Origin of the sequence: Paraburkholderia bannensis NBRC 103871 (assembly GCF_000685015.1) — a bacterium.
Taxonomy (GTDB): Bacteria; Pseudomonadota; Gammaproteobacteria; order Burkholderiales; family Burkholderiaceae; genus Paraburkholderia; species Paraburkholderia bannensis.
This window is the reverse complement of the sequence record NZ_BAYA01000024.1, coordinates 1-25,325: the sequence shown is the minus strand read 5'-3', so window position 1 is coordinate 25,325 and position 25,325 is coordinate 1. Positions and strand designations below refer to the sequence as shown.

The following is a 25,325-nucleotide window of genomic DNA, read 5'->3' as shown; positions in this document are numbered from 1 at the left end:
TCGCGGTACCCACAACGCAATTCAATCCTGAACAGGAGACACAGCATGACCGCATGGACAGAAGACAACACGAGCCGGTTCGCGCAAATCGATGAAGGCGGCCTGAAGCTGCGCATTCACTACAACGATGCGGGCAAAGGTGAGGCCGTCGTCATGTTGCACGGCTCGGGCGCCGGTGCATCGGGCTGGAGCAATTTCCATCGCAACGTCGATGCGTTTGTCGACGCGGGTTATCGCGTGATCCTGCCGGACTGCCCCGGCTGGAACAAGAGCGACCCCGTGGTGTGCGACAAGGGCTCGCGCGCCGTGCTCAACGCCACTGCATTGAAGGGCCTGCTCGACTCGCTCGATATCGACCGTGCGCACGTGATCGGCAACTCGATGGGCGGCGCGAACGCGCTCGCGTTTGCGCTGGCTTCGCCTGAGCGTCTTGGCAAGATGGTCATCATGGGCGGCGCAGGCGTGGGGCCCAGCCTGTTCCAGCCCATGCCGCTGGAAGGCATCAAGCTGCTGTTCGCGCTCTACAAGGCGCCGACGATGGAGAACCTGCGCAAGATGCTCAACGTGTTCGTTTTCGACCCGTCCGCGCTGACCGATGAACTCGTGCGTCAACGCTATGAAAGCATGATGGAGCATCCCGAGCATCTGGAAAACTTCGTGAAGAGCTTCGAGCTCAATCCCAACTGGCTGCCGGATGTAAGCGGTCGCCTCGCGGAAATCAAGGCGCCCACGCTCATCACCTGGGGTCGCGACGACCGTTTCGTGCCGCTCGACAGCGGCCTGCGCCTGCTGTGGGGCCTGCAGGACGCCGAACTGCACGTGTTCAGCCGCTGCGGTCACTGGGCGCAGTGGGAGCACGCGGAGAAGTTCAACCGTCTCGTCCTGGATTTTCTCGCGCACTAGCCTGCATGGCATGACGTGCGGATGCGCGTACTGCATGTCCGCACCATCAAAGGAATCACTTAGTATGACTACACGACTCAAGGCCGCGATCATCGGCTCCGGAAACATCGGCAGCGACCTGATGATCAAGATCCTGCGGCATGGCCAGCATATTGAAGTCGCCGCGATGGTCGGCATCGACCCCGCTTCGTACGGGCTCGCACGTGCGCAGCGGCTGGGTGTGGCGGCGATCGACGATGGCGTGGATGGACTCGTGCGGCATCCGGTCTTCAACGATATCGACATCGTCTTCGATGCGACCAGTGCTGGCGCGCACGTCCACAACGACGCCCGCCTGCGTGCGCTAAAGCCCGGTATTCGCATGATCGACCTCACGCCAGCGGCCATTGGCCCGTACTGCGTGCCAGTGGTCAACGGCGCAGCGCATCTGGATGCGCTCAACGTCAACATGGTGACATGCGGCGGACAGGCCACCATCCCCATTGTCGCGGCCGTATCGCGCGTCGCGCAGGTTCATTACGCGGAAATCGTCGCCAGCATTTCGAGCAAGAGCGCGGGCCCGGGCACGCGCGCCAATATCGACGAGTTCACGGAAACGACATCGCGTGCGCTGGAAGCCGTGGGTGGCGCCCGCAAAGGCAAGGCCATCATCATCCTCAATCCTGCCGACCCGCCGCTGCTGATGCGCGACACGGTGTATTGCCTGAGCGAAGCCGCCGACGAAGCGGCAATCGCCAACTCGATCGAGGACATGGCCGCCGACGTGCAACGCTATGTGCCGGGTTACCGGCTCAAGCAGAAGGTGCAGTTCGACCGCATTCCGGCCAGCGCGCCGCTGCGCATACCCGGCGTGGGACAAGTCAGCGGCTTGAAGACTTCTGTGTTTCTCGAAGTCGAAGGCGCAGCGCACTACCTTCCCGCTTACGCGGGCAATCTGGACATCATGACGAGCGCCGCGCTCGCGACGGCAGACCGGCTGGCCGCAGCGCTGGCCGGTGTCGCAGCAGCCGAATGACTACGAAAGGCAGACGTATGAAACGCGAGACTCCCCTCTATCTCTCCGACGTGACGCTGCGCGACGGCAGCCACGCAATCCGCCATCAGTACACCGTCGAACAGGCGCGCAATATCGCCGCCGCGCTTGACGCAGCGGGCGTGGACTCCATCGAAGTCGCGCACGGCGACGGCCTGCAGGGCGGCAGCTTCAACTATGGCTTTGGCGCCCACTCGGACGTCGAGTGGATCGAAGCCGTCGCGAGCGTCGTGCGCCGCGCGAAAATCGCCACGCTGCTGATCCCCGGCATCGGCACCATGCACGATCTCAAGGCCGCCTACGACGCCGGAGCACGCATCGTGCGCGTCGCAACCCATTGCACGGAAGCCGATATCGCGCTCCAGCACCTCGACTACGCGCGCACGCTTGGCATGGAAGCGGTCGGCTTCCTGATGATGAGCCACATGACGACGCCACAGAAACTTGCGGAGCAGGCAAAGCTGATGGAGAAAAGCGGCGCGACCTGCTGCTATGTGGTGGATTCGGGCGGCGCGCTCACGATGAGCGACGTACGTGAACGCTTTCGCGCCTTCAAGGACGTGCTCGATCCTGCAACGCTGACGGGCATGCACGCGCACCACAACCTGAGCCTTGGCGTGGCCAATAGCATTGCCGCTGTCGAGGAAGGTTGCGACCGCATCGATGCGAGCCTCGCGGGCATGGGTGCAGGCGCAGGCAACGCACCGCTGGAGGTGTTCGTCGCGGCGGCAGAACGCATGGGCTGGACGCACGGCTGCGATCTCTATGCGCTCATGGACGCCGCCGACGACCTCGTGCGCCCCTTGCAGGACAGGCCGGTGCGCGTCGATCGCGAAACGCTCGCGCTGGGCTATGCGGGCGTGTATTCGAGCTTTCTGAGGCACAGCGAGGCCGCAGCGCACAAATACGGCCTGCGCACAGTGGATGTGCTGGTCGAGCTGGGTCGCCGCCGCATGGTCGGCGGCCAGGAAGACATGATCGTCGACGTCGCACTCGACCTTCTCAAGCGCTAGTTCGAACATTCGAAGGCAATCGACGAGGAGAATCGCCCGCCATCAATCACTCGCAGTACGAAATAAAAATAGATCTGGAGATTTTTGCCGGGTGCCTGGAACGCAAAGCGTCGTGCACCCGGCCAGGAGACGAAAATATGCTGAAAGCAGGATATCGGTCGCTGCGCGCAACCGCAGGCGGATGCACGCTCCTTTGTGCCGCAGGTCTCGCGCATGCCCAAAGCAACATCACGCTCTACGGCATCGTTGACGGCAGCGTGCTCGTGACCAGCCGCACGCGCGATAGCGCCACTGGTGCCAATGACGGAGCGCGCGTTTCGCTTTCCGACAGCGGCCTCTCGCCATCGATGTTCGGGTTGACTGGAAAAGAAGACCTGGGTGGCGGCCTTGTCGCCGAATTCAAGCTGGAAAACGGCGTCAACATCGCGAACGGCGGCTACAACAACTCAAACGGCAATCTGTTCGGACGTCAGGCGTGGCTTGCACTGCACGGCAGCTTCGGTGAGATCAAGGCAGGCCTGCAGTATTCGCCCTTCTTTCTCGCCCTCTACGATCTCGACCCGCGCGGCTGCTCGCAATTCGGCAGCAGCCTCGTGACGTACCTGGATAACGTCGTGGGGACGGGCGTGTTCAATGCCAACGCGCTCAGCTGGACTTCGCCTGTCATCGCCGGCTTTCAGGGACGCGCGATGTTGGCGCCTGGCGGAGAAGCGGGAAACTTCCAGGCAGGCCGCCAGTATTCCCTTGGCCTGCGCTACGACAACGGCACGCTGGCTGTCGAGGGCGCCTTCTATGACGGCAACGGCGGCGGCACCGTAGCCACGCCGCTGCCAACCACCGTGCCGTTCGTGGGCCGTACTTTGGGGGCATCGTACAAGATCGGTTCGCTCACCGCAAAGGCCTCGTTCGCGAGTTACAAGGTCGCGGGAGGTTTCAGCAACAACGTCTATGGGGGCGGCCTTGACTACTTCGTGCTACCTCAACTGGACGTGAACGGCGGCGCGTGGTTCACGAGCGATCGCCACGATACGGCCAATCATTCGATTCTCGCGGCTGTGGGCGCGAACTACCTGCTTTCGCGCACGACCACGCTGTATGCGCAGATGGGCGTAGTCAACAATCACGGCGCGATGACGACTGGTCTTGACGTCGATGGTGCGGCGGAGAATAGCGCGCTCTATGGCACGCGTGGCACCACCGTGGGCGGCAACATTGGCATTCGCCATATGTTCTGACGTCTTCGGATACGCGGCGAAGCCCAGTCGGTGAACCGCTGCGAGGCGCCCGACCTCCCGCCTTGATTCGCGGCGACGGTCGGGCACGCAGGATGAGTCGTCGCCGTCTTCGCGGGCATCAGAGCTTCGAGCCGCCATCGACACGCAGCGTGTCGCCCGTGACCCAGCGCGCCGCATCGGATGCGAGGAACAGGGCGGCGCCCGCGATGTCGTCGGGTTGCGCGACGCGCTTGAGGGCCTGCATGCCGAGGGTGAAATCCCGGCCTGCTTCGGTACTGGCGAAGCTCGACATGTCGGTTTCGACGACGCCAGGCGCGATGGCATTCACCCGGATGCCGCGCTCGCCCAGCGAAGCAGCAAAGTGCTTGACCAGCGTGTCGATCGCACCTTTGGTCGCGGCGTAGGCCGACAGCGTGCCGACCGAGCTGCGGGCGGCAAGCGAGGACAGCAGGATCACGCTGCTGCCGTCGCCAAGCACAGGCAGCAGTTGCTGGACGAGGAAGTACGGCGCGCGCACGTTGACGGCAAACAGGCGGTCGAAGTCCTCGACAGTCGTTTCCGCGATGGGCGCGGCCTTCGATATGCCGGCATTCGCAACGAGAATGTCGAGGCGCTCGCCAACCAGCGTGCGTACCTGGCGGGCCAGTTCATGCGGGCCGTTCCTGGTGGCCAGGTCTGCCGCAATCTTGTCGGCCGCCCCGCCCGATGCACGGATCGTCTCGACCACGGTACTGGCAGCCTGTTCGTCGCTGCCAAAATGCACGAGCACGCGCGCGCCTTCGGCAGCCAGGGCCAGTGCGATTGCACGGCCGATGCCGCGCGAACCGCCCGTGACGAGCGCGGTCTTGCCATTCAGGTTAGTAGTCACGATTAATACTCCTTGAATGAAGCGATGAAATTGCAGTGATAACTACGAAAGACTCAGGAAAGACTCAGGAAGGAAACCTGGAAACGTCTTCGACGAAACGCTCCGGGTATTGATAGAGCGAGCCGTGATTGGCGTCCGGACACTTGCCTGAGGATTGAGTGTGGCGATGCCTGTTGATGGGTAATGTATGCCCTGCCCGGCACCAGGAAAAAGACTTTGTAGGCACGCTGCCATGCCTTGAAGGTATAGGCCGTGCATGGTCAGCCTCCCGCTGACCTGCGGCCACGCACTCAGGCAGTCCTGCCCCCGTTGACGCGCAGGACTTCGCCGGTCATATAGCTGGCCCTGCCCGAGCCGACGAAGACAATGGCCTCGGCGATTTCCTCGGGCGTTCCGGCGCGTTTGAGCGGGACGCTCGCCAGCATGCCGGCCTTGCGCTCGCTGGAGCCGGTCAGCCGGGTGAGCATCTCAGTGTCGATCGGGCCGGGCGCGACGGCATTCACGCGCACGCCCGACGCAGCCGCTTCCAGTGCCGCCGACTTCGTGAGCCCCTCGACCGCATGCTTGCTGGCCGAGTAAACCGACATACCGGCCGCACCGCGCAGCCCCATCGTGGACGACAGGTTGACGATGCTGCCGTGCTGCTGCGCCGTCATGACGCGCAACTCGTGCTTCATCGCCAGCAGGGTGCCGAGCACGTTGGCGTCGAAAACGGCGGCGTAGCGCTCGGGGGTCTGCTCCGTAAGCGGCCCCGTTTCTCCTTCGACGCCAGCTGCGTTGACGGCGATATCCAGGCGACCGAAGCGGGCAACGGCGCCACGGACGAGCGCTTCGGCCTGTTCCTCATGACGAACATCTGCCTGGATGAACTCGGCTTCAGCGCCGGTTGCGCGCAGTTCCTCAGCGAGCTTTTCGCCCACTTCGGCCCGGCGGCCGGCGAGCACGACACGGGCCCTGTCGCGGGCAAACGCGAAGGCCGTGGCGCGGCCAATGCCGGACAATGCGCCGGTGATCAATACGACGGGTGCCTCATTCATGCTGCTCCTCCTGTCGGGTGGAGATTGTCTTTGCAGGAAACAGAATCAAACGAAATCAACCTCAAATCGCATCGGTGGCCAGTTCCTCGATCGAGTCGATGCGGTCGGGGTAAAAAGCCAGGTGCTCGCGGATCGGTGCAACGGCCGCGTAAGGCCGCTCGTAAGTCCAGACAGCATTGATGCCCGGCTCGCCCGCTGAGGGAATCGAAAAGTAGGCGCAGTCGCCCTTATATGGGCAATAGGTCGCGTGGTCGGTGCGCTGGAGCAGCGTCATATCGACGTCCTTGCGCGGGATGTAGAACACGGCCGGATAGCGCGCCTCGCGCAGCGTCAGCGCCTCGCGGGTATCCGCGATGACCTTGCCGCCCGCCTTGACGACGATCCTCGACGGATGGCGCTCGATCGTGATGGGATGGTCGGGGCCCGGAAACTTGACGGCTTTGTCATTCGAATGCGTGTTGGACATGATTCATTCCTTTTGGAAAAAACGGTGTGTCGTGATTGAGTCGGCTGCGTGAGATGTATTGGGTGACAGCAATGCGCTATGCCACTGTCGATACGGCTAGAGCCTGGAGCCGCCATCCACATGGAGCGTCGCGCCGGTTGTCCATCGGGCCTGATCGGAGGCGAGAAAGGTGATCGCGGCGGCGATGTCGTCAGGTTCAGCAAGCCGCTTGATGGCCTGCAGGCCGAGCGCCATGTCGCGGCCCGCATCGGAGCGCGTGAAGCTCGACATCTCGGTCTGCACCACGCCGGGCGCGACCGCGTTCACGCGGATGCCGCGCGGCCCGAGGTCGGCTGCGAAGTGGCGCACGAGGGTATCGATGGCTCCCTTTGTCGCCGCATACGCCGACAGCTCGCCAACGGCCCCACGCGCTGCAAGCGACGACAGCAGCGTGATGTTGCTGCCCTTGCACATGATCGGCAGAAGCTGCTGAACGAGAAAATACGGCGCGCGCACGTTGATTGCGAACAGTTCATCGAAATCTTCGACGCCGGTTTCCTCAAGCGTGGCGGCCCTGGCGATGCCCGCATTGGCAACGAGAATGTCGAGCCGTTCGCCGACGATCGTCCGAACGTGGCGTGCGAGCCGGATAGGCCCTTCGGCTTCGCCCAGGTCGGCCTGGATGGCATGGGCACGGCTGCCCGCCGCGATGATTTCGGCGACGACGGCCTGCGCTTCGCGTGCGCTGTGGCCATAGTGAACGATGACCTGGGCGCCTGCCTTCGCGAGTGCGAGCGCGGCGGCGCGGCCGATGCCGCGCGAAGCGCCCGTGACGAGCGCAGTCTTTCCGGTGAGGGCTTTCATGATCGTGTCCTCCAGGCAACTGACTGGCGTTGAGATGAGAGGCGGTTTCGTCCCGCTGATGGAAACGAACGATAGACGGCGCTTGCCCTGCGGAAAAAGACTTTGTAAGCTGCCCTCCATACCTGACAGGCATGGCCTACCGTAAAGGACTGCACGCATGGAACTGCGCCATCTGCGTTACTTCGTTGCCGTCGCGGAAGAAGGCAGCCTGACTGTCGCGGCAGAGCGCCGGCTCTATACCTCGCAACCGTCCCTGAGCCGGCAGATACGCGACCTCGAATACGAAGTGGGCGCGCAACTGTTCGTGCGCAGCGCGCGCGGCATTGACCTGACCGATGCCGGCAAGGCATTTCTCGACCATGCGCGTCTGGCCCTGGCCCAGGTCGATGCGGCGTGCGACGCGGCCCGGCGTGCGGCGCGGCCTTCAAAGCCGACGTTTGCAGTCGGCTTTCTGAGCGGCCAGGAAGTCACCTGGTTGAGCGAAGCGACGCGAGTGCTCGCAGCCGATCTGCAGACCCTGGAAATGACGGTATCGAGCGAACACTCGCCGGATCTGGCCGAGGGGCTGTCGACGGGGCGGCTGGACGTCGCGTTCATGCGCGCCGAGGCCAACCGGCCCGATCTGGAGTACGTGACGGTCGCGCGAGAGCCTTTCGTCGTGCTGATGCCGAGCGACCATCGTCTGGCGAATCACAAGGAAATCGACGTGCATGAACTGGCGCAAGAGCCGTTTATCAGCGGCTCGGACGTGGCGGGCCCGATGCGCCGCGCGATCGAAAACTATCTGGCGGCAAACGGTCTCGCAATCGAACCGGCCCACCGCGTCCACAACCTGACGATGGCGATGTCGTTGATCGCCTCGACGCGAGGTGTTGCGTTGCTGCCCGCCTATGCCGAGCAACTGCTGCCCTGGTCGGTGACGAGTCGGCCACTCAAGGGCGAGCCGCCGACCATCGAACTGGTGGTCGGCTATAACAGGAACAACCGCTCGTCGATCCTCTCGACTTTTCTGTCGCGCCTCGACCAGATCAGGCGATAAGCGCGCGGGGAGATGGGTGGCGCGGGCCGGGGGTTATTGACTTCGGTGCTTCGAGTGAATGTGAATTCGGCATGGTTCAGCGCCTCGTGTATGTCACGTGGCGAGATTCAGATAGTGCATGATGAGCCTGTCGAGCTCAAGCGTTGCCGCATACCCCATGTTTTTTACGTTGTATTTGTAAAGATAGCGGAAAGATCCGACGATCTCATAGGTTAGCTTGCCCGCATCGGCATAAAATCGAAGCGTTTGATAGATTTCCTTGAATAGCGCCTCGGACGGATGTGCTGCAATCCATTCCGATCGAGACTGTCCCACAAAATCCGGATTATTTTTCTTTTTCTTGGTATCTTTGGCTTTGTTGCCAAAGGTATAGCCATTCATATGAATCCACTGCGGAATTGCAATGGCTCCACCTTCTGCCGGACTGAGACGACGCTTCTTTAACGCGTTTTGATTGTTTTGATGATCGCGATTCATCTGCATTTGAACGTGCGGCTTCGGGTCAGTCTCATAGTAGGCCGGTGTCCCTGCACCGCCTGGAACCCAGGTGGCGGGTCGGCTGGTGGTTGCCGCACTCAGCTTTCGTCTCTTAAGATTTCCGCTTCCCGTAGCATAGGGGCCGACGTCGCCCTCTTCCACCGGGTCGTCATTCCGGTCATCGCGCGCGCGTTTTTTAGAATTTCCCGCCTTGTCGGTAACGGCTTTATTGGGATTTCTGGACGGCAAGCGCTTTCCGCCATTTTTGAAGCGCACGAAATCCTCAGCACTGAGCCAAATCCAGTTTGGGGCTTCGCCTTGCACATTGTGCTTTGACGAGATTTCGAAGCGGGTAGCCGGAATGGCCCGTTCGGGCGCATACCATGATTTCGATGAAATCAATATATCAATGTAACTTTCGAGTGGAGGCGGAAAATAGTCATAGTTGGATGACCTTGTCCCTTTTACTGGGTAATAGTAAATATTCGAATTCTTGATGCAGACAATGACATCCATATTTTCATGGCTCCCCAGTCCGCCCCCACCGTCGGCTTACGGAACAAACGTGAAATCCGCGTACACGCCTGCGTGATCGGAGGTGTAACGCTTCACTGCGCTGATTTCCTGTTTCGCGAGGCCATTGGAGCTTGTCGCTTCGTCCACGATCTCCAGCGGATTGAGCACGCCTGCCTTCGTGCACTGCAGATGCTTCCCCGCAAGATAAAAAATGGCGTCGTACGCATTGTCATTGCCATCCGGATTGACGCGCAGGCTCGTGCCCTCACCGCCAATCGCCGTGCTGAAACCGGGCAATGCCTTGCCGACGTTCTCAGTCGACATATTGAAATCGCCACACAGAATCAGGTCGCCGAAATCGAATGCGCCCAGCTTGCCCAGCTCCTGAATCTGCGTGACATTCATGTCGCTCGGTTTAGGCGCATGAAAAACGGCGACGCTGAACACTCTCCCATCGCGGGTAGCAAAGACGCCGAACGCGGGCGCACGGTTCTTGAACCCGCTGACCTTTGCGTTGGCATCGTGATAGACCACGGTCGGGCTGCCGATCAGCTCGACGGTCGCCGGATTGTAGATAAACGCATAGAGTTCGCCCGCCGTAGGCTGCTTGACGGCATTGATACCACTGAACGCCACCCGCATGTTCCCGCCGATGTAAGACATCAACTGCTCGGTTGCGAGCGCGCCCTGGGAATGCTCCATCTGCTCGTTGACGGAACCCTTCGACGTACCCGGGCGAATCTCCATGATGGCGACGATATCGGGCCTGCAATCAGCAATAAACGTCGCGATCTGTTGAATCCGGAATTGCTGCTCTTCGTGAGACTTGTTGGGCGCAAAATTAAATTGCTTGATGTTCCAGCTGAGAATTCGCATGGGGCGTCCGGGTATCTGAAAGTATCGTCGTCAGACGATCTTGAAGTGCCACAGGAAGCGGGTCGAATTGAACAACGCATGGAAATCGACTACGTCGCTGCCGCCCGATACGCTGCGCGTCACCCAGCGTGTGATGTTGTTGTGTCGGTGCGATCCGACGCCGCTGCTCTGGTTCCACGAATTCGGGCGCGAATTGGGATTCCACTGCCTTCTCAGATTGGCCGCCGTGCGTTCGTTGATTTCGCTGCAACCGTGCGGTGCGTTGCTGCGGTTGCGCATGGGAATGGCTGCGCGCCACGGCGTAAAATTCAGCGTGAACAATTCCTGCTGCGCTTGCGTTGTCGTCAATGGCATGAGCTGTGGTCTCCGGTGTCGAACATGTCGTCAGTCACTGCGCGCATTAATTTGCGCTTCCATCTGCACGCTTCAATTTTCAGCAGGCAACAAACCCAGGGCAGTGCCGAGCGCCTGGCCCCGTCTCTCGTCGGTCAACTGCTTCAGCAATTCCGGCAACGGCATGGCTCCCCACTCCAGCGCCCGCTGGATCATGTAGGGAACGGGGCTGTGCGGCTCGTAATCCAGCAGGAATTCGCCGATCAGCGCCAACTGGCGATACGCCGCCTCGCGCGACTGCGGCTTGCCAGGGCGCGTGGCCTCGGCCGCGAGCGCATCGGCGGACGGTTGCGCCGGACTGTGCCCATCGTCCTGCACGGTTTCGACGAGGGGGGGAATGTCCATCTGTTCCGGCTGCATACGCATCCACTCCGCGAGTAAAGCCTCTGCACGTTTCAGGGTGTCATTGAGCGCGCCAAATGCAGGCGCATCGTCGCCAAGAAGCGAGGTGCACAAGGCATCGAGACGCCCAAGCGTCGCGCGCGCCTCGTCGATCACCTGCTTGTAGCGCCGCAGCGCAGCGCCCGGCATGGCGCGCACGGTCTTTTCCAGCTCCAGCATTGCCTGCTTCGCTTCTTCGCGCCGCGCAGCGGGCACGTCCTTGCGCTCGGCCAGCGCGACTGCCGCTTGCTGAACGCCCTGCCAGTGCGCGAGCGTGATGCCGCTGCCCGATTCACCATCGCCCAGCGCGATGCGTCCGGCCAGCAGGCCAGGAAACTGCGCGCCGAGCCACTCCAGCGGCGCCGCGCGATAGCCCCAGTCGTCGTCGCGCGCGAGTGGATGCAATCCGTCCCAGAAGCGCTCGCACAGCGCCTCGATCAAGCGCAGCCCGACGGGAAGCCCCTGCCAGCCATGACGATGAAGCCAGCTCTGCGTGAGCCACGCGGCAAGCATCAGATCCTTGCTGCGCGCGGCCAGCAATTCGCTGCAACGCGCCTCGACCCGCGCCCAATCCGCGACCTTGAGCTCGGTTTGCCAGACTCCTGCGGGCAGCGAGGGATCGTCCTCGCGCCGCGCGGCCTTGATTTCCTCAAGCGCTGGGTCGTGCAGCAACGACACCCCGCACGGTGCGTCGCCCGGAATCGGCTGCAACAACGTTTCGATATCGAAGGAGAAAGTCATTCCTGCCCCGCTGCGAGATTGAATTGCCGCGCCGGGTAGCGCGTCGTGCGCGTCGTCGTCATCGCGCGCGGCTGCATGCCCGGCGCGGCATACGGCAGGTCGGGATAATCGAGCGGCACCTTGCCATTGGCGAGGAAGCTCAGGCGCATATACATGCGCGCCGTCTGGTTCGCGCCGTGGCCGTCATGCACCGGCACGCTCAACTGCATACGCGAAGCCGAACCGTCCGCATCCGATACGCCCCCCGCATGCAGGCGCACGAGGCGCAGCAAAGCCCAGCTGTCGCCCACGCTCCAGGTCGCGGCACGCCCGTCGGTCGTCAAGGTCGGCTGCGCGCCGTCCTGCATCGGCTGCCACGACGAATTTTTCGCCCAGCGCAGCGTGAGCGCCGTGGGCGTGCCGGGCGACCAGCGCAGCGGCGTGGCGTCCGTCGACGGATAGCCAAGCGTCTGCGTTCCGCTCGCCAGCGACCATTCGATCACCTGGTCGGCGCCCGACTCTTCGCCGCGATCCACACGCCAGTCCACCGACACCTGCAAGCCCGTATAGCGCCCATCCGGCCCGCGCGCGACCAGCGCATCGAGCCAGGGTTTCGCGCGCGCGAGCGTGTCGAGAAACTGCTGCGCGTCCATCGGCGCGCGGCCCGTCGAGACGGCGGCGCTCATGCCGCGTTGCGCATCAGCCAGATTCGCGTCGAGCATCGCCACGAACGCGGCGGTCTGGCGCAGGTCGGCGGCAGGCGCATCGGCATCGGCGGCAAACGGGAAGCGGCCCGCCAGGTTGCGCCCGAAGAACGTGCGCAACTGGTCATACGCCGTCATGCCCGTGCCGATCTGCAGATGGAAGCAGCGCTCGCGCGCCGACGCCACCAGCCGCTCGCCCGCGCCCGAAACAATGTCCGCGCCATCGGGCACGTCCACATGCGCGAGCGTCGCGCCGCAGGTATTGAGATCCATCTTGTCGAGCTGATTGGCGACGATGGCCGGCACCGCCACCAGCGCGCTCGCCGGGCTTTTCGCGCGGTACTGCGCGAGATCGGCGTAGAGCGCCTTCCAGCGCGCGACAAGCCGTGCGTCGGCCGCGTCGAGCGGCGGGTTCTGGCTCGCGAGCCAGTCGAGCGCGCCCGCCGCCGTGCCCGCCGTATCCGCGATGGCGGCCGACTGCGCGTTGAGATACGCGCGCAGTTCGTCGGGCGAAGCCGCGCCATAGGCCCGCGTCGCGCCGCCCGTGTTGCCGTTCCAGTCGGAGAAGTCGCCGCGCACCGGGCGAAACGGCGCGAGCGTCTGCAATTGCGCGTCGCCGCTTTTCAGCACGCCGACGGCCGCGTCGCTCACGTGCAGCGCCACGCTCTGCGCAAGATCCGGGCGGCCCAGCGAATCGAACGCTTCGATCAGGTCGAGCGCGCCCTTGCGCAGCGTATCGAAACCCGGCGCCTGGCCGCCGACCGCGAACGACACATCGTGCGCCGCAGTGGACTGCACCTGCGCGGAGAGCGCCATCACCATGCTGCGCACGGCGGCATTGCCCGCCGCCGCAAGCAGCGCGCCGCGCCAGGTCTCGGGCGCCTGCGCCAGCGGCCCGGCAACGTACTGCCGATAAGCGGGCAGCACGGCAAGCGCGCGCTGCACCGAGGCGTCATCGACGCTGCGAATTTCCGCCGCGCCGCCCGCTTGCGCGACAAAGGACTGGCCCAGCAGCGTGCGCAGCGCATCGCGCAGCGGCAGCAGATCGGCGGCGAGTTGCAGGCCGTTCGCCGAGTTCGAGCTCAGCACGCCAGGCAGGTTGCCGCTTGCGAGCCAGCGCGCGGCGAACGCGCTCTGCTCCTGCTGCTCGTGGCCAAGCACGGCCGCCACCGGCGCCGCGCCGATCAGGTTCAACTGCTTTGCCGTATCGAACATGGCGGTCATGCCCGGCACCAGTTCCTGGCCACGCGCGCCCGCCCAGCCGTGATCGGCGGTATCGACCTGGGCCGCGAGCACGTCGATGTTCGCGGCGAGATTCGACAGCACTTCGGGCGTGGGCGTCGCGCCCGGCGCCTTCAGGTCGTTGAGCGTGGTCTGGATCTGCGCGGCGTTGGTCGTCAGCGCCGAATCCAGGTAGATCTGGTCGAACCAGCGGTTGAACGTGTCTTCGAAACACACGCTCGCGCGCTGCCGCGCCGCCACTGCAAGCGGCGCGTCGAACGGCAGCTCGCCGCCTTCGCCGCCGGTCTCGCGCACGGCTTCGTCGAGTCCCGCCCGATCGGCGACCTGCTCCGGCGAAAATTTCACGCCCACCGCCTCGTGCACGAGTTGCGCGAGCATCACCGCGTTGCCGGAGCCCGCTTCGACGAGCGTGTTGTAGCGCGTGACGAAGCGCTCGATCTGCGCGGTGTTCGTCACGAACTGCGTGCCCGCCGCGTAGAGCGGCAGATCCTGCGGACGCCGCACGGCCGCCGACGACGTATCGGCGGGCACTGTGCAGCCAAGCTGGCCAAGCCGCGTCACGAGCCGCTCGCGCAGCGGCGCAAACACCAGGCCGCGCAGCACGTAACGCTGGGCGTCGTCGAGCCGCCGATGCATCGCGAAGTATGAGAGCGGCATGAAGGGCGTCGAGAGGTGCCAGTGCGGCACGCGCACGAAGGTATCGGCGACGCTGGCGAGCGTGCGCGCCGCCGCTGCGTCGCTGTGATCGGAATCGCGCCACGCCGCACGTGCGCTCGTCAGCGTGTCGTAGCCGCTGGCCAGCGCACGCGCGTCGCCGCGCACCTGCCAGCCCGCCACCGCCACGCCGATCAGCCAGCAGCCGCCCAGCGCGAGCGCGGCCCACGTTGCGTAACGATGACGACGCATGCGCAGCGCCAGCACGCGCGGAATCGCCTGCACGAGTCCCTGGCCAGGCATCAGCACGTCATGCCAGAGGCACGCGGCGAACGCCGGTACACCACGTGCGGCCCCGGGCGCAGACTGCGTCGAAGGCTGGGCCGCAGCGCGCGCCGCATCGAGCGTGAAGACCGGCGCGCTGCCCGCCTGCGGCACGGCGCCCACGCACCAGATGCCGCGCAGCGACGGCGCGGTGCCGTCCGCGGCCCCGCGCAAGGCTGGCTCGATCCATTCGCGCAGCGGCTCGCGCAAGGCGTTGAGCCGCTGCGGCAAGAGGAACTGATCGGGGTCGAGCGCGCCGTCGAGCGTGCCCAGTTCCGTGATCGTGCTGGCCAGCGCACGGCGCATGGCGACAAACGCATCGTCGATCCAGCTCCGCTCGAAGCTGCGCTTCGGGCCATACGGCGACGCCCAGCCAAGCGCCGCATCGATACGCGCACGCTTGAGGCGCTCGCCCAGCGCTTCGAAACCCGGCAGCGCGTCGCAGCCCGTCACGACGATATAGACCGGCAGCAACTGGCCGAACTGACGCTGCAAGGCGACGAGCGTGCGCGACGCGTCGAGCGCGGCGTTGCTGTCGGCGTGCGGCGCGCCGCTTTCGTCGAGCAGCGCGTCATAGGGAATCGCCCAGAGCAGCGCATCGAGCGGCCTGCCCGCGCGCGAGCGCAGCAGCGCACGCGTGAGACGCGCCCAGTTGCCGCGCTGGCGCTGCGCCGCCGCGCCGAGTATGTTGCCGGGCTCGGTGATCAGGATGCCTTCGGCGTCGTGCCAGATGCGCCCGAACCAGCCCGGCTCGCCACTGCCCGCGAGACGCCAGCCGCGCGCGAGCGCCTCAAGTGCAGCCGGCGAGCCGGTCGCGAGCACGCGCGGAATCGAATAGGTATCGCGCACGCCCATGGCCGCGTGTGCGGCCCGCATCGCTGCACTGAAGGTGCGCAGCGGCTTGCGTTCGTCGCGTGTGCGCCGCCAGCGCACCATCCCCACTATCACGAGGCCGACAACCAGCAGCGCGATCAGCGCGAGCAATACGGCGATCAATGTCGTGGTCACGGTTGCGCTCCCGCTTCGGCGGCAAGCACGTTCACCGGTGCAGGCGGTGCGAGCGGCGCAATCGGTGCGATCGGCGTGTGCACCGCGACGCGCAACGGCATCACCGCACCGCTGAACACCGTGTTGAGCGGCTGCGGCGGATTCGCGCTGGGCGGCATCGGCGTCGCCGTGCCTCTCGCCGCGCCGCCGGTGTTGGTGCCCGCGGGCGGCACAACGCCTGGCGCGACTGAGCCGGATGCACGCGTGTCCGCCGCTTGAGCCTGCTCCACCGACACCGCCTCGAACTGCGCCAGCGACACACGCACGGGCGCGGTCTCGTACCACCAGATGGCGTGCGATGCGCCGAGCAGCGCCGCGCACCCACCCAGCACCAGCAACAGGAAGCGCGCGCGATCGGGAAACATCTGCGTCAGCATGCGCGGTTCGCGCGGCGGCAGCGCCGCTTCGTCGAGTGGCGTTGCAATACGCGCGGGGTCGGGATCGCGCTGCATCGCGAAACCGAACAGCGCATGCCGAAGCTGGTCGAGACGCATGGCGCCCGTCTCGCCGCGCAGCTTGCCCTTGAAGCCGAGTTCGAGGCACGCGAGATAGACGTTCGCGAGATCGCGGCGGCCGGGATCGCGCTGCGCAAGCAGCGTCTCGATCGCGTCCGGCACGCGCTCGCCCGCTGAACGCGTCCCGAAGATGCGCGCTTCGAGCGGCTGCGCTTCCCACGCGCTCGCGCCTGGCCAGTCGGAGAACACCAGCAGTTCGTCGAGCAGCGCCACGAACGCGAATTGCGCAGCCGCGATATCGGCTTCGCCTGCCGCGCCCGTCCACGCCATCGCATCACGCGCGAGCTTGCGGGTCGTGGCCTGGAGTTGCGTGGCGAGCAGATTGGCGACATCGTCGCCTTGCGCGCTGGCCGGCACGGCTGTCGCTACATCGGCGTACGCGTCGGCGTGCGCGTCGGCTTGCATCGCGTCGTGCTCGTCCGGGCTTTCGTTCGCCGCGTCGAAGGCGGCGATCTCGTCGGCGTCGAGCTTCGCTGCGGCAAACTGCGCGGCGATGCGCGAACGCGCGGTCTGCGCCTGCATGAACGCGCCCACGAACGCGCGCGAAAGTGGCGAGCGCTGGATATTGCTGTCGGCGGCTTCAGCCAATTTCGGCTCCCGTTCCTGCTCCGCGTTCTGCGCTCGCGTCTGCGATCTCTGCGGCTCCCGTTTGTGCGCCGTCGGCGGTTTCCTCGACGCGCATGAACAGTTGCACCGCCCACGGCGCGCGCCCGACCACCGCGCGCAATTCGATGCACAAGGGCTGGCTGCGATCGAACCAGTCGTCTTCGAGCGACACCGCATAGAGCACCGTGTCGTCGCCGGTCGCATAAGCGACGCGCTCTTCGCGTGCGAGACGGCGGCGCGCAAGGCCGCGCATGCGCTGGCGCGCGAGCGTGTGCACATAAGGACGCGAGGCGACCACCGCCTGGTCGAGCCACAGGTTGGCGTCGTGCTCGGTGGCGTCGCGCGGCATGCGCAGGCCGATCACGACCTCGCGCACCGTCGCGCCCGCGCCATCGAACGGCGGATCGACCCAGAAGCTGCCGCCCTGCTCGCTGAACGCGCGCACCCGGTAGCCCTGGCGGATCGTCGACAGGGCTTCGTCGATCCATTCGAGCAGCGGATCGAATGTCGCCAGCAGGTCACGGTAGTCGAACGGCGCAAACGCGGGCACGCCGCGCGCAGGACGCAACGCGGCAAGTGCGCCGCTCATGCCCGCAATCGTCCGATAGAGTTCGAGCGGATGCGCGATGTCCGATGCGGCCATCGCTTCGACTTCCGGCAAGCGGCTCCAGATTGCAGCAAGCTGCCGCTCGATCTGGGCGATATCGTCGTGCTCCTCGGCGCGTTGCGCGGCCTGCAAACGGCCCGCGAGAAACACGCATTTCTCGCGCGCGCGGCGCAGCATGCGCATCACGCGCTGCCCGAGCAGCGAGCCCGCGAGGACGAACGGCCCCGGCGGCATATAGTCGGCAAGCACCACGCCGCCGCCCTGCTGCTTCACGCGCATGAGCGGCAGGCGATCGACTTCATGGCGGCCCAGATCGGTCATCAGGTGCAGGCGCGGATACCACGTCGTGATCGACGCCGGTTCGCCCTTCGAGGACAGATCCGGCACATCGTCCGCTTCGCGCTGCGCGAAACGCGCGGCCCCCGCGTCGATCTTGCCGCCGCGATACAGCGGCGGCACGGCCAGATAGATCGTGACGATTTCATCGGGCGACCTGAACGCCCCTAGCACGTCGATCTCCAGCACCGGGTCGCTGCGCGTGTGGCGGATCGCCAGCCCGTCCGCGAGAATCGCGTCGAGTGCGCTGATGCGCACCTTGCCTTGCGCGAGGCCGGCCGCTTCGTGCGCGATCGCCAGCACCCCCCAGTAAAACGGGCGCGCCGCGCTGGCGAGCAAGGCCGCATGGCCAGCCGCGTGCAGCGCCTGCATCTGGAAATGCTGCGGCAGCAGCGGCATGCCGTCAGACCAGCAAACCGCATCGGGAAACGTTGTATGCATGTGAAGGATAGGCAGCGGGTGGTCGGCAAGCCGTTGCGCCGTCAATGCGCAGGCTGGACGCTCAAGTCCTGGTCGCCGAGTACGAGCAATGCGTTCGACGGCCCCGCGTCGAGCCGCACGCGATGCGCGCCGGGCGTCTGGTAGCCGGCGAAGATCACGACGCCAGCTGCGCGCTTGCCGCCGAAAGCGAACGGCGCCGGCGCGATCTGCTGCCCCGGCACCACTTCATAGGAAATCACGTTGAGATCTTTTGGATGGTCGCGCAGCCATTGTTCGCGCTGGTCGAACCATTTCGCCGAAGGCAGCGCGAGCAACGCGTCGAGAAGCTGAGGGCTACGAACGAGTACGGCGTCGACGGCGATCGGCGTATCGATGTTCGCTTCGCTCGTCACGGCGATCGCCAGCGTATCGACATCCACTTTCGGCAAGGCGCTGCCGCATCCCGTCAGCCATGCGCAAGACGCCAGGACGAGCGGCCAGAGGACGCTGCGAACCCAGCTCGAATCCATGCGCAAGGAAAACGTGAAATTCACTCGGCGAACCCCATCGATGAGCGAAAAAATGCTTTTGGCCAGGCTTTGGCCCTATACCCGGCGATGCCGGGATCCTTGAATCGTTTGTATTTCTAATCGTTATGCATCGCACAGACAAGTGCTTCGGTTCGTGTGCCGCGCGTAGTCTACAAGTGCCGATACGTCTGGCGCAAGATCAAATTTTTTATGTTCAATTGCAATAAAGCGTGTTTAAAAATTATGAAACGCTTTGCTTTTATGCGCGGTAAATACTGTTTGAGTTTTTTTGTTTACTCGCCTAAATTCCTGTCCGTCTGTCTACCGAGTCCCGCTTCACGGCCGTCGCTCCGTCAGGATGACGAAAGGTTGAGCGTGCGGCCCGGCAAATCGCGTCACGTCGATGCAGCCTGAATAATTCAATCAGGTCGCGGGATTCACACGCGATATGCTCTTTTTTATTTAGTTAGCATGACAGAACAATTCGAATTTATTACGTCATTTTACGCACCATAACGAAAGAGCCGCCGAGGTGACCATGTCAGACAGCACTCAACACTGGTTTGAACGAAATCGTCCGCCGCGTGTGCAGATCACGTACGACGTCGAAACCGGCAATGCCATCGAAAAGAAAGAACTGCCGCTGGTGGTTGGCGTGATGGCCGACCTCTCGGGCAACAAGACCTTGCCGAAAATGACGGAGCGCCGCTTCGTCGATATCGACCGCGACAACTTCAACGACGTGATGAAGTCGATCTCGCCGCGCCTGGCGCTGCAGGTCGACAACACGCTCGCCAAGGACGGCAGCAAGGTGAACGTCGAGCTCAATTTCAAGCACATCGACGATTTCGACCCGGTGGCCCTCGTGAAGCAGATCGCGCCGCTCAAGCAGCTTTACGACGCCCGGCTGCGCCTGCGCGACCTGCTCACCAAGCTCGACGGCAACGACGAACTCGACAAGCTGCTGCAGGACGTGGTGCACAACACGCAGGGGCTCACCGAGATCCGCGCGGCCCACCCGGGCGAAGCGCCGGTTGCGCAGCTGCCCTCGCCCGAAGCGAAGCCTGACGCCGCCCCCGGCGCGAATCCCGAGAGCAATCCGGAACCGTCCGGCGACCAGCCGGCCGCCTGAGCCACCGTCCCAAGGAAAACATCATGTCCGATATCCAGGCTGCCGCCCCTGCGGCGCAGGCGGAACCGCTCACCCTGCTCGACCAGATCGTGCACGAAGGCCGCATGGCCCACGACGAAGAACAGCAGAAGCACGCGCGCGAATTGCTGGCTGAGTTCGCGCTGCAGGTGCTCGACAAGGAAATGACGGTCAGCCGCGACACCGTCGCGGCGATCAACCATCAAATCAAGCTGATCGACGAGCTGATCAGCAAGCAGCTCAACAAGGTCTTGCATCATCCCGATTTCCAGGCGCTCGAATCGTCGTGGCGCGGCCTGCATTATCTGGTGAAGAACTCGGAAACCAGCTCGCGCCTGAAGCTGCGCCTGCTCGATGCAACCAAGAAAGACCTGCAGAACGACCTGGAAAAAGCGGTCGATGTCGATACCAGCGCGCTCTTCAAGAAGATCTATGAAGAGGAATACGGCACGTTCGGCGGCCATCCGTTCAGCGTGCTGATCGGCGACTACTATTTCACGCGCCAGACGCCGGACATCAGCCTGCTCGAAAAGCTGGCGGCCGTGGCCGCCGCTGCACACGCACCGTTCATTTCGGCCGCGCACGCGCAGCTGTTCGACATGGCCAGCTTCACGGAGCTTGGCGTGCCGCGCGATCTCTCGAAGGTGTTCGAGACCATCGACATGGCGCGCTGGCGCGAATTCCGCAAGAGCGAGGATTCGCGTTACGTCGCGCTCACGCTGCCGCATGTCCTGATGCGCCGCCCCTATGATCCGGTCAGCAATCCCGTCGAAGGCATGGAGTTCGTCGAAGAGGTGGACGGCACCGATCACTCGAAATACCTTTGGGGCAACGCCGCCTACGCACTCGGCCAGCGCATCACCAACGCGTTCGCGCAGCATAGCTGGTGTGCGGCGATTCGCGGCGTGGAAGGCGGCGGCGCGGTGGAAAAGCTGCCCGATCACATCTTCCAGACCGCGGCGGGCGACAAGGCCATGAAGTGCCCGACCGAAGTGGCGATCACCGACCGCCGCGAGAAGGAACTGGACGCGCTCGGCTTCATCGCGCTCGTGCACAAGAAGAACGAAGGACAGGCGGTGTTCTTCGGCGGCCAGACGGCCAATCGCCCGACCACCTACAACACGGCGGAAGCCAACGCCAACGCGCGTATTTCGGCGATGCTGCCGTACGTGCTCGCGGCTTCGCGTTTCGCGCACTACATCAAGGTGATCATGCGCGACAAGGTCGGCAGCTTCATGACGCGCGACAACGTGCGCGCGTACCTGAACACCTGGATCGCCGATTACGTCCTTGTCAACGATAACGCGCCGCAGGAAATCAAGGCGCAATATCCGCTGCGCGAAGCGCGCATCGACGTGACGGAAGTGCCGGGCAAGCCCGGCGCGTACCGCGCGACCGTGTTCCTGCGCCCGCACTTCCAGCTTGAGGAACTGACCGCCTCGATCCGGCTCGTCGCGAGCCTGCCGCCGCCAGCCGCGGCGTAATTGGCAGGCGGCGCATCTGCCGCCTTGCGCACTCCCCATTGACGACGACGCGCGCCTCATACGGCGCGCGCGCTCACACACGCTTCAGGAGCCCTGAAACATGGATTCGATTCTTCTCGATCTCGGCAGCGAAATCAAAGGCGAAAGCACCATCGAAGGCTATACCGACAAGATCGAGGTCATGTCGTACAGCCACAATGTCGCGATGCAGGTCACCAACGACGTGAGCAACTCCGAGCGCACCTCGGGCAAGCCGCACGTCGGCGAATTCACCTTGACGAAGTTCATCGACGTCGCCACGCCCACGCTTAACGAATACTGCTGCGGCGGCAAGGCGATCGCCACGGCAAGCATCATCGTGGGCCGCAACGCGGCGGAGAGCGACGGCAAGATCATGCCGTTCATCACCTACACGCTGACCAACGTCATCATCAGCAACGTGAGCGTGTCGGGCGGCGCGGGCGGCAAGCCGGTCGAGACGCTGTCGCTGAACTTCACGAAGATCAAGTGGGAAATGACCACGCAGAAGGACGACGGCTCGAAGGAAGGCACCGCCGCCTCCACGTGGGACATGGCCGCCAACAAGCTGTCGAAGTAAGCGCGCCAGCCGATGCCGCCACTGCGTCCGCCCGCTTTCGTCGCGCCGATGCCGCTGTTCGAGCGGCTCGCCGACGATGCGCCATTCGACGCGCACGAGCGCACGGACGCCATGGCGGCGCGCAGGCTCGACGCACAGGGCCTGCGCGATTCGGTGCGCGCCGAGTTGCTGCGCCTGCTCAACACGCGGCGCGGCCGCAGCAGGCGCGATACCGCCGACGTGCTGCACTACGGCCTGCCCGACTGGAGCGCGCTGAGCGCGGCGCGCGCGGGCGACCGCAGCACGCTGGAGCGCGACGTGGCGCAGGCCATTCGCGCGTTCGAGCCGCGCCTGGCAGCACCGCGCGTGACGATCGAGCCCGACGCCGACGCCCCCTGGCGGCTGTGCCTGCGCATCGCGGGCCTGCTGTGCGGGCTCGACGGCGTGCAGCAGCCCGCCCGTTTTCTCGTGCGTTTCGACGCCGACAGCCACACGCCGGGAATTGTCGATGAATGACTCCATCGATCCGCTGCTGCTCGATTACTACCAGCGCGAATTGACCTATCTGCGGCGAGCGAGCGAGGGATTCGCCGCGCGCTATCCGAAGATCGCCCGACGGCTCGAACTCGGCCCTGGCGAATGCGCAGACCCGCACGTCGAGCGCCTCATCGAAAGCTTCGCTGTCCTGACCGCTCGCATCCAGCGCACGCTCGACGACGAGTACTCGACGCTCACGGACGGCCTGCTCGAACAGCTCTACCCGTATGCATCGCGGCCCGTGCCGTCGATGACGCTCGTGCAGTTCGAACCGGACGCCACCCAGGGCAGCCTCGCAGCGGGTTACGCCGTGCCGCGCGCGACGCCGCTCACGCATGTCGACGCGAACGGCGACACGATCCACTGGCGCACGGCCATGGACGTCACGCTCTGGCCGCTCGCCGTTGCCGATGCGCAAGTGCTCGACGCCGAAGAAAGCCAGGCGCTCACCGGCGACGCACGGCTGCAATGCGCGCTGCGTCTGAGCGTACGTGCAACCGGCGCGGTGCCGCCAGGCGCGCTGCCCATTGAGCGCCTGCGGGTGCGCCTGGCCGGCTCGCCCGTGAACGTCGCCGCGCTCTACGACCTGCTAGCCGCCCACACCGAGGCGCTCTGGCTGCTGGATCCCGACGGCAGCGTACAGCGCCAGCGCGGCCGCCCGCAGCCGCTCGGCTTCGACGAAGACCACGCGCTGCTGCCGCGCGAAGACGGCGCACATCCGGCCTGCCGCCTGCTGGTCGAATACTTCGCGTTTCCCGAGAAATTCGCTTTCTTCGACCTGCCGTTCACCCCGCAAAAACTGGGCGTTGGCCAGAGCGGCGCGGTCGACCTGCTGATTGGCTTCACGGCCGCGCCCGAGGGGCGGCTCACCGTGCATGCGGAAGATTTCATGCTGGGCTGTGCGCCCGCGATCAATCTGTTCGCCCGCACGTCGGAACCGGTGCGTCCCGACGGCACGCAACGCGAACATCTCATCAGCCCCGACGCGCACCGCCAGGCCAGCACGGAAATCTACGCCGTGCGCGCGCTGCGCAGCGTGAACGGACGCGACGTCGCAGAGGTGCCGCCCTGGTATGGCGCACATCACGGCGACGCGTCGAGCGTCTACTGGCACGCGCGCCGGGTGAGCGGCCTGCACGCAAGCCGCCCGGGCAGCGACATGATGCTGACCTTCGTCGATACGCGTTTCGACCCGGCCGATGCGCCCGCCCGCACGCTGACCGCCGATCTGCTCTGCACCAACCGCGAACTGGCGCAGGCGCTCGAACCGGGCGCGCTGCTTTCGTTCGAGGTGCCGGGGCCGGTCGCTGCGGTGCGCATCGCCCATCGGCCCACGCGCCAGATCGCGGCGACACTCGACGGCAGTTCGCGCTGGCGCCTGATCTCGCAGTTGATGCTCAACCATGTGTCGCTGGTCGAAGGCCCGCAAGCGCTGCAGACGCTGCGCGAGATGCTGGTGCTGCACAACCTCGGCGCGAGCGCGGCGGCGCAGCGGCAGATCGCGGGCATCCACGCGCTCGCGGGCGAGCCGGTGGTCGCACATGTCGGCGAAGACCGCTGGCGCGGCTGGCGCAACGGGCTGGGTGTGCGCGTCGAACTGGGGCGCGACGGCTTTGTCGGCGCGAGTCCCGTGCTGTTTTCGGGCGTGCTCGCCCACTTCTTCTCGCTCTATGCGAGCGTCAACCGTTTTGTCCAGACCGCGCTTGTGCGCGACGGCAGGGAGATCCATCTATGGCGGCCGATGACGGGCAGCCCGCTCGTACTCTAGCGCAGCGGCTTTACGCGCAGCCGCACGCGTTCGAGTTCGCGCAGGCCGTGCGTCTGCTCGAACTGCTGCGCCCGGATGCGACGCCGCTCGGCACCGGGCTCGATCCGCGCGGCGAAGCGCTGATGCTCAGCGGCACGCTGTCGCCCGCGTTCGCGGCCAGTGCGATCGGGCCGCTGCGCGAACGCGCGCCGCGCTCGCTGGCGCTCGACGAACCTGCCGACGATCATCATGGCGCGTCTCATGCCATGTCCCATGCCAATTCCCTGCCGCAACTCCAGGTGAACACGTTCGCGCTGGGCGGCCCGAACGGGCCGCTGCCGGACGCGTGGCAGGAGTGGATCCAGGATCGCCTGCGCCGCAAGGACACGTCGGCGCTCGCCTTCCTCGACCTGTTCCAGCACCGCCTGCTCGCCTTGCTCTATCGCGCCCAGCGCAAGTACCGCAGCGCCGAGCCCTATCCGCTGTTCTCGCAGCGCGCCGCCGATCCCGTGCTGCGCGCGATCACGGGACTGGCCTGGCATCGCGATGAGCAAACGCCCGCAGGCGAGGCGCAATCCGCCGATAGCGCTACGGATAACGTCACGAATAACGTCACGGATAACGCCACGGCCAGCGGTGCCGCTCGCGGCCCAACCGCACTGCGCGCCGTGCTGGCGCGCGCAGGCATGTTCGCGAACCAGCGGCGCTCGCTCGCGGGCTTCGACGCCCTGTTGCGCCATCACTTCGGCATCGAGGCGCGTTCGACGCCCTTCGTCGGCGGCTGGCGCACGCTGCCGGGCGCGAGTCGCACGACCGTCGGCCATGCGGGCCGCAACCGCACGCTGGGCGCGGGCGCGATTGTCGGCACGCGCGTGTGGGACGAGCATCGCGGCATTCGCGTGACGATCGGCCCGCTGGCGCGCGCGCAGTATGAAGCGTTCCTGCCTGGCGGCGGCTCGCACGGCCCGTTCCAGGCGCTGGCCGATGCCTGGTTCGGCGCTGAGCTTTACGTGCATGTCGACTTGCGGCTCGCGGCGGGACAACT

At 65.0% G+C, this 25,325-nt stretch carries 23 protein-coding genes; 11 read left to right on the top strand and 12 right to left on the bottom strand.

Going from position 1 to position 25,325, the window contains the following annotated elements; genetic code table 11:
* The first annotated feature begins 45 nt into the window (after positions 1-45).
* The 4 genes from BBA01S_RS28515 to BBA01S_RS28500 all read left to right on the top strand — a co-directional run bounded on the left by BBA01S_RS28515 (position 46) and on the right by BBA01S_RS28500 (position 4,184).
* Positions 46-903 (top strand): alpha/beta fold hydrolase, encoded by an 858-nt coding sequence (locus BBA01S_RS28515; protein ID WP_027819429.1) that lies wholly within the window; start codon positions 46-48, stop codon positions 901-903.
* 64 nt (positions 904-967) lie between these two features.
* The gene (locus BBA01S_RS28510) at positions 968-1,918 is read left to right on the top strand and encodes an acetaldehyde dehydrogenase (acetylating) (RefSeq protein ID WP_027819428.1); all 951 of its coding nucleotides are present in this window, start codon (positions 968-970) and stop codon (positions 1,916-1,918) included.
* Positions 1,919-1,935: 17 nt separating this feature from the next.
* Entirely contained in the window at positions 1,936-2,949 is a 1,014-nt protein-coding gene (dmpG, locus tag BBA01S_RS28505; protein WP_027819427.1) for a 4-hydroxy-2-oxovalerate aldolase, read from the top strand.
* 137 nt (positions 2,950-3,086) lie between these two features.
* Positions 3,087-4,184: a porin gene (locus BBA01S_RS28500; protein ID WP_027819426.1), complete on the top strand. Its 1,098-nt coding sequence runs from the start codon at positions 3,087-3,089 to the stop codon at positions 4,182-4,184.
* Between the two features lie 118 nt (positions 4,185-4,302).
* Here the strand turns inward: BBA01S_RS28500 and BBA01S_RS28495 are convergent, their stop codons facing one another.
* The 4 genes from BBA01S_RS28495 to BBA01S_RS28480 form a co-directional block, all read right to left on the bottom strand.
* Positions 4,303-5,052 carry an SDR family NAD(P)-dependent oxidoreductase gene (locus BBA01S_RS28495; protein WP_042298044.1) on the bottom strand — a complete coding sequence of 250 codons (750 nt, stop codon included), beginning with the start codon at positions 5,050-5,052 and terminating at the stop codon, positions 4,303-4,305.
* 290 nt (positions 5,053-5,342) lie between these two features.
* Positions 5,343-6,089 carry an SDR family NAD(P)-dependent oxidoreductase gene (locus BBA01S_RS28490; RefSeq protein WP_027819424.1) on the bottom strand — a complete coding sequence of 249 codons (747 nt, stop codon included), beginning with the start codon at positions 6,087-6,089 and terminating at the stop codon, positions 5,343-5,345.
* 61 nt (positions 6,090-6,150) lie between these two features.
* Positions 6,151-6,555, bottom strand: coding sequence for a DUF427 domain-containing protein (locus BBA01S_RS28485; RefSeq protein WP_042298043.1), 405 nt, complete (start codon positions 6,553-6,555; stop codon positions 6,151-6,153).
* 96 nt (positions 6,556-6,651) lie between these two features.
* Positions 6,652-7,398, bottom strand: a complete 747-nt coding sequence (locus BBA01S_RS28480) for an SDR family NAD(P)-dependent oxidoreductase (RefSeq protein WP_027819422.1) — start codon at positions 7,396-7,398, stop codon at positions 6,652-6,654.
* Between the two features lie 157 nt (positions 7,399-7,555).
* On the opposite strand from BBA01S_RS28480, the gene BBA01S_RS28475 reads away from it, so the two are divergent.
* On the top strand, positions 7,556-8,437 hold the full coding sequence (locus tag BBA01S_RS28475) for a LysR family transcriptional regulator (RefSeq protein WP_027819421.1): 882 nt from the start codon (positions 7,556-7,558) through the stop codon (positions 8,435-8,437).
* 93 nt (positions 8,438-8,530) lie between these two features.
* Here the strand turns inward: BBA01S_RS28475 and BBA01S_RS47070 are convergent, their stop codons facing one another.
* The 8 genes from BBA01S_RS47070 to BBA01S_RS28435 form a co-directional block, all read right to left on the bottom strand.
* Positions 8,531-9,430: a hypothetical protein gene (locus BBA01S_RS47070; protein WP_156966112.1), complete on the bottom strand. Its 900-nt coding sequence runs from the start codon at positions 9,428-9,430 to the stop codon at positions 8,531-8,533.
* A 36-nt stretch (positions 9,431-9,466) separates the two neighbouring features.
* A complete protein-coding gene (locus BBA01S_RS28465; protein ID WP_027819419.1) occupies positions 9,467-10,306 on the bottom strand; it encodes an exonuclease/endonuclease/phosphatase family protein in 840 nt (279 codons plus the stop codon).
* Positions 10,307-10,336: 30 nt separating this feature from the next.
* Entirely contained in the window at positions 10,337-10,660 is a 324-nt protein-coding gene (locus BBA01S_RS28460) for a hypothetical protein (RefSeq protein ID WP_027819418.1), read from the bottom strand.
* Positions 10,661-10,732: 72 nt separating this feature from the next.
* Positions 10,733-11,821, bottom strand: a complete 1,089-nt coding sequence (gene tssA, locus BBA01S_RS28455; RefSeq protein WP_027819417.1) for a type VI secretion system protein TssA — start codon at positions 11,819-11,821, stop codon at positions 10,733-10,735.
* Positions 11,818-15,732 carry a type VI secretion system protein gene (locus BBA01S_RS28450; RefSeq protein WP_042298042.1) on the bottom strand — a complete coding sequence of 1,305 codons (3,915 nt, stop codon included), beginning with the start codon at positions 15,730-15,732 and terminating at the stop codon, positions 11,818-11,820. The genes tssA and BBA01S_RS28450 overlap by 4 nt, the downstream gene beginning before the upstream one ends.
* Positions 15,729-16,874, bottom strand: coding sequence for a DotU family type IV/VI secretion system protein (locus BBA01S_RS45315; protein ID WP_052391926.1), 1,146 nt, complete (start codon positions 16,872-16,874; stop codon positions 15,729-15,731). The genes BBA01S_RS28450 and BBA01S_RS45315 overlap by 4 nt, the downstream gene beginning before the upstream one ends.
* Complete coding sequence (tssK, locus tag BBA01S_RS43140) at positions 16,867-18,276, bottom strand: type VI secretion system baseplate subunit TssK (protein ID WP_156966111.1); 1,410 nt, start codon at positions 18,274-18,276, stop codon at positions 16,867-16,869. The genes BBA01S_RS45315 and tssK overlap by 8 nt, the downstream gene beginning before the upstream one ends.
* Positions 18,277-18,317: 41 nt before the next feature.
* Positions 18,318-18,809 (bottom strand): hypothetical protein, encoded by a 492-nt coding sequence (locus tag BBA01S_RS28435; RefSeq protein WP_052391924.1) that lies wholly within the window; start codon positions 18,807-18,809, stop codon positions 18,318-18,320.
* 514 nt (positions 18,810-19,323) lie between these two features.
* Between BBA01S_RS28435 and tssB the strand changes: the two genes are divergently transcribed.
* The 6 genes from tssB to tssG form a co-directional block, all read left to right on the top strand.
* A complete protein-coding gene (gene tssB / locus BBA01S_RS28430; RefSeq protein WP_027819414.1) occupies positions 19,324-19,917 on the top strand; it encodes a type VI secretion system contractile sheath small subunit in 594 nt (197 codons plus the stop codon).
* Between the two features lie 23 nt (positions 19,918-19,940).
* Positions 19,941-21,419, top strand: coding sequence for a type VI secretion system contractile sheath large subunit (gene tssC / locus BBA01S_RS28425; protein WP_027819413.1), 1,479 nt, complete (start codon positions 19,941-19,943; stop codon positions 21,417-21,419).
* Positions 21,420-21,519: 100 nt separating this feature from the next.
* Complete coding sequence (locus BBA01S_RS28420) at positions 21,520-22,017, top strand: Hcp family type VI secretion system effector (RefSeq protein WP_027819412.1); 498 nt, start codon at positions 21,520-21,522, stop codon at positions 22,015-22,017.
* 12 nt (positions 22,018-22,029) lie between these two features.
* Entirely contained in the window at positions 22,030-22,512 is a 483-nt protein-coding gene (gene tssE, locus BBA01S_RS43135) for a type VI secretion system baseplate subunit TssE (protein ID WP_052391923.1), read from the top strand.
* Positions 22,505-24,301, top strand: a complete 1,797-nt coding sequence (gene tssF, locus BBA01S_RS28410) for a type VI secretion system baseplate subunit TssF (protein ID WP_027819411.1) — start codon at positions 22,505-22,507, stop codon at positions 24,299-24,301. Before tssE ends, tssF begins: the two co-directional genes overlap by 8 nt.
* Positions 24,265-25,325 (top strand): type VI secretion system baseplate subunit TssG (tssG, locus tag BBA01S_RS28405; protein WP_027819410.1); only part of this gene is annotated, 1,061 nt, incomplete at its 3' end. The genes tssF and tssG, both read left to right, overlap by 37 nt.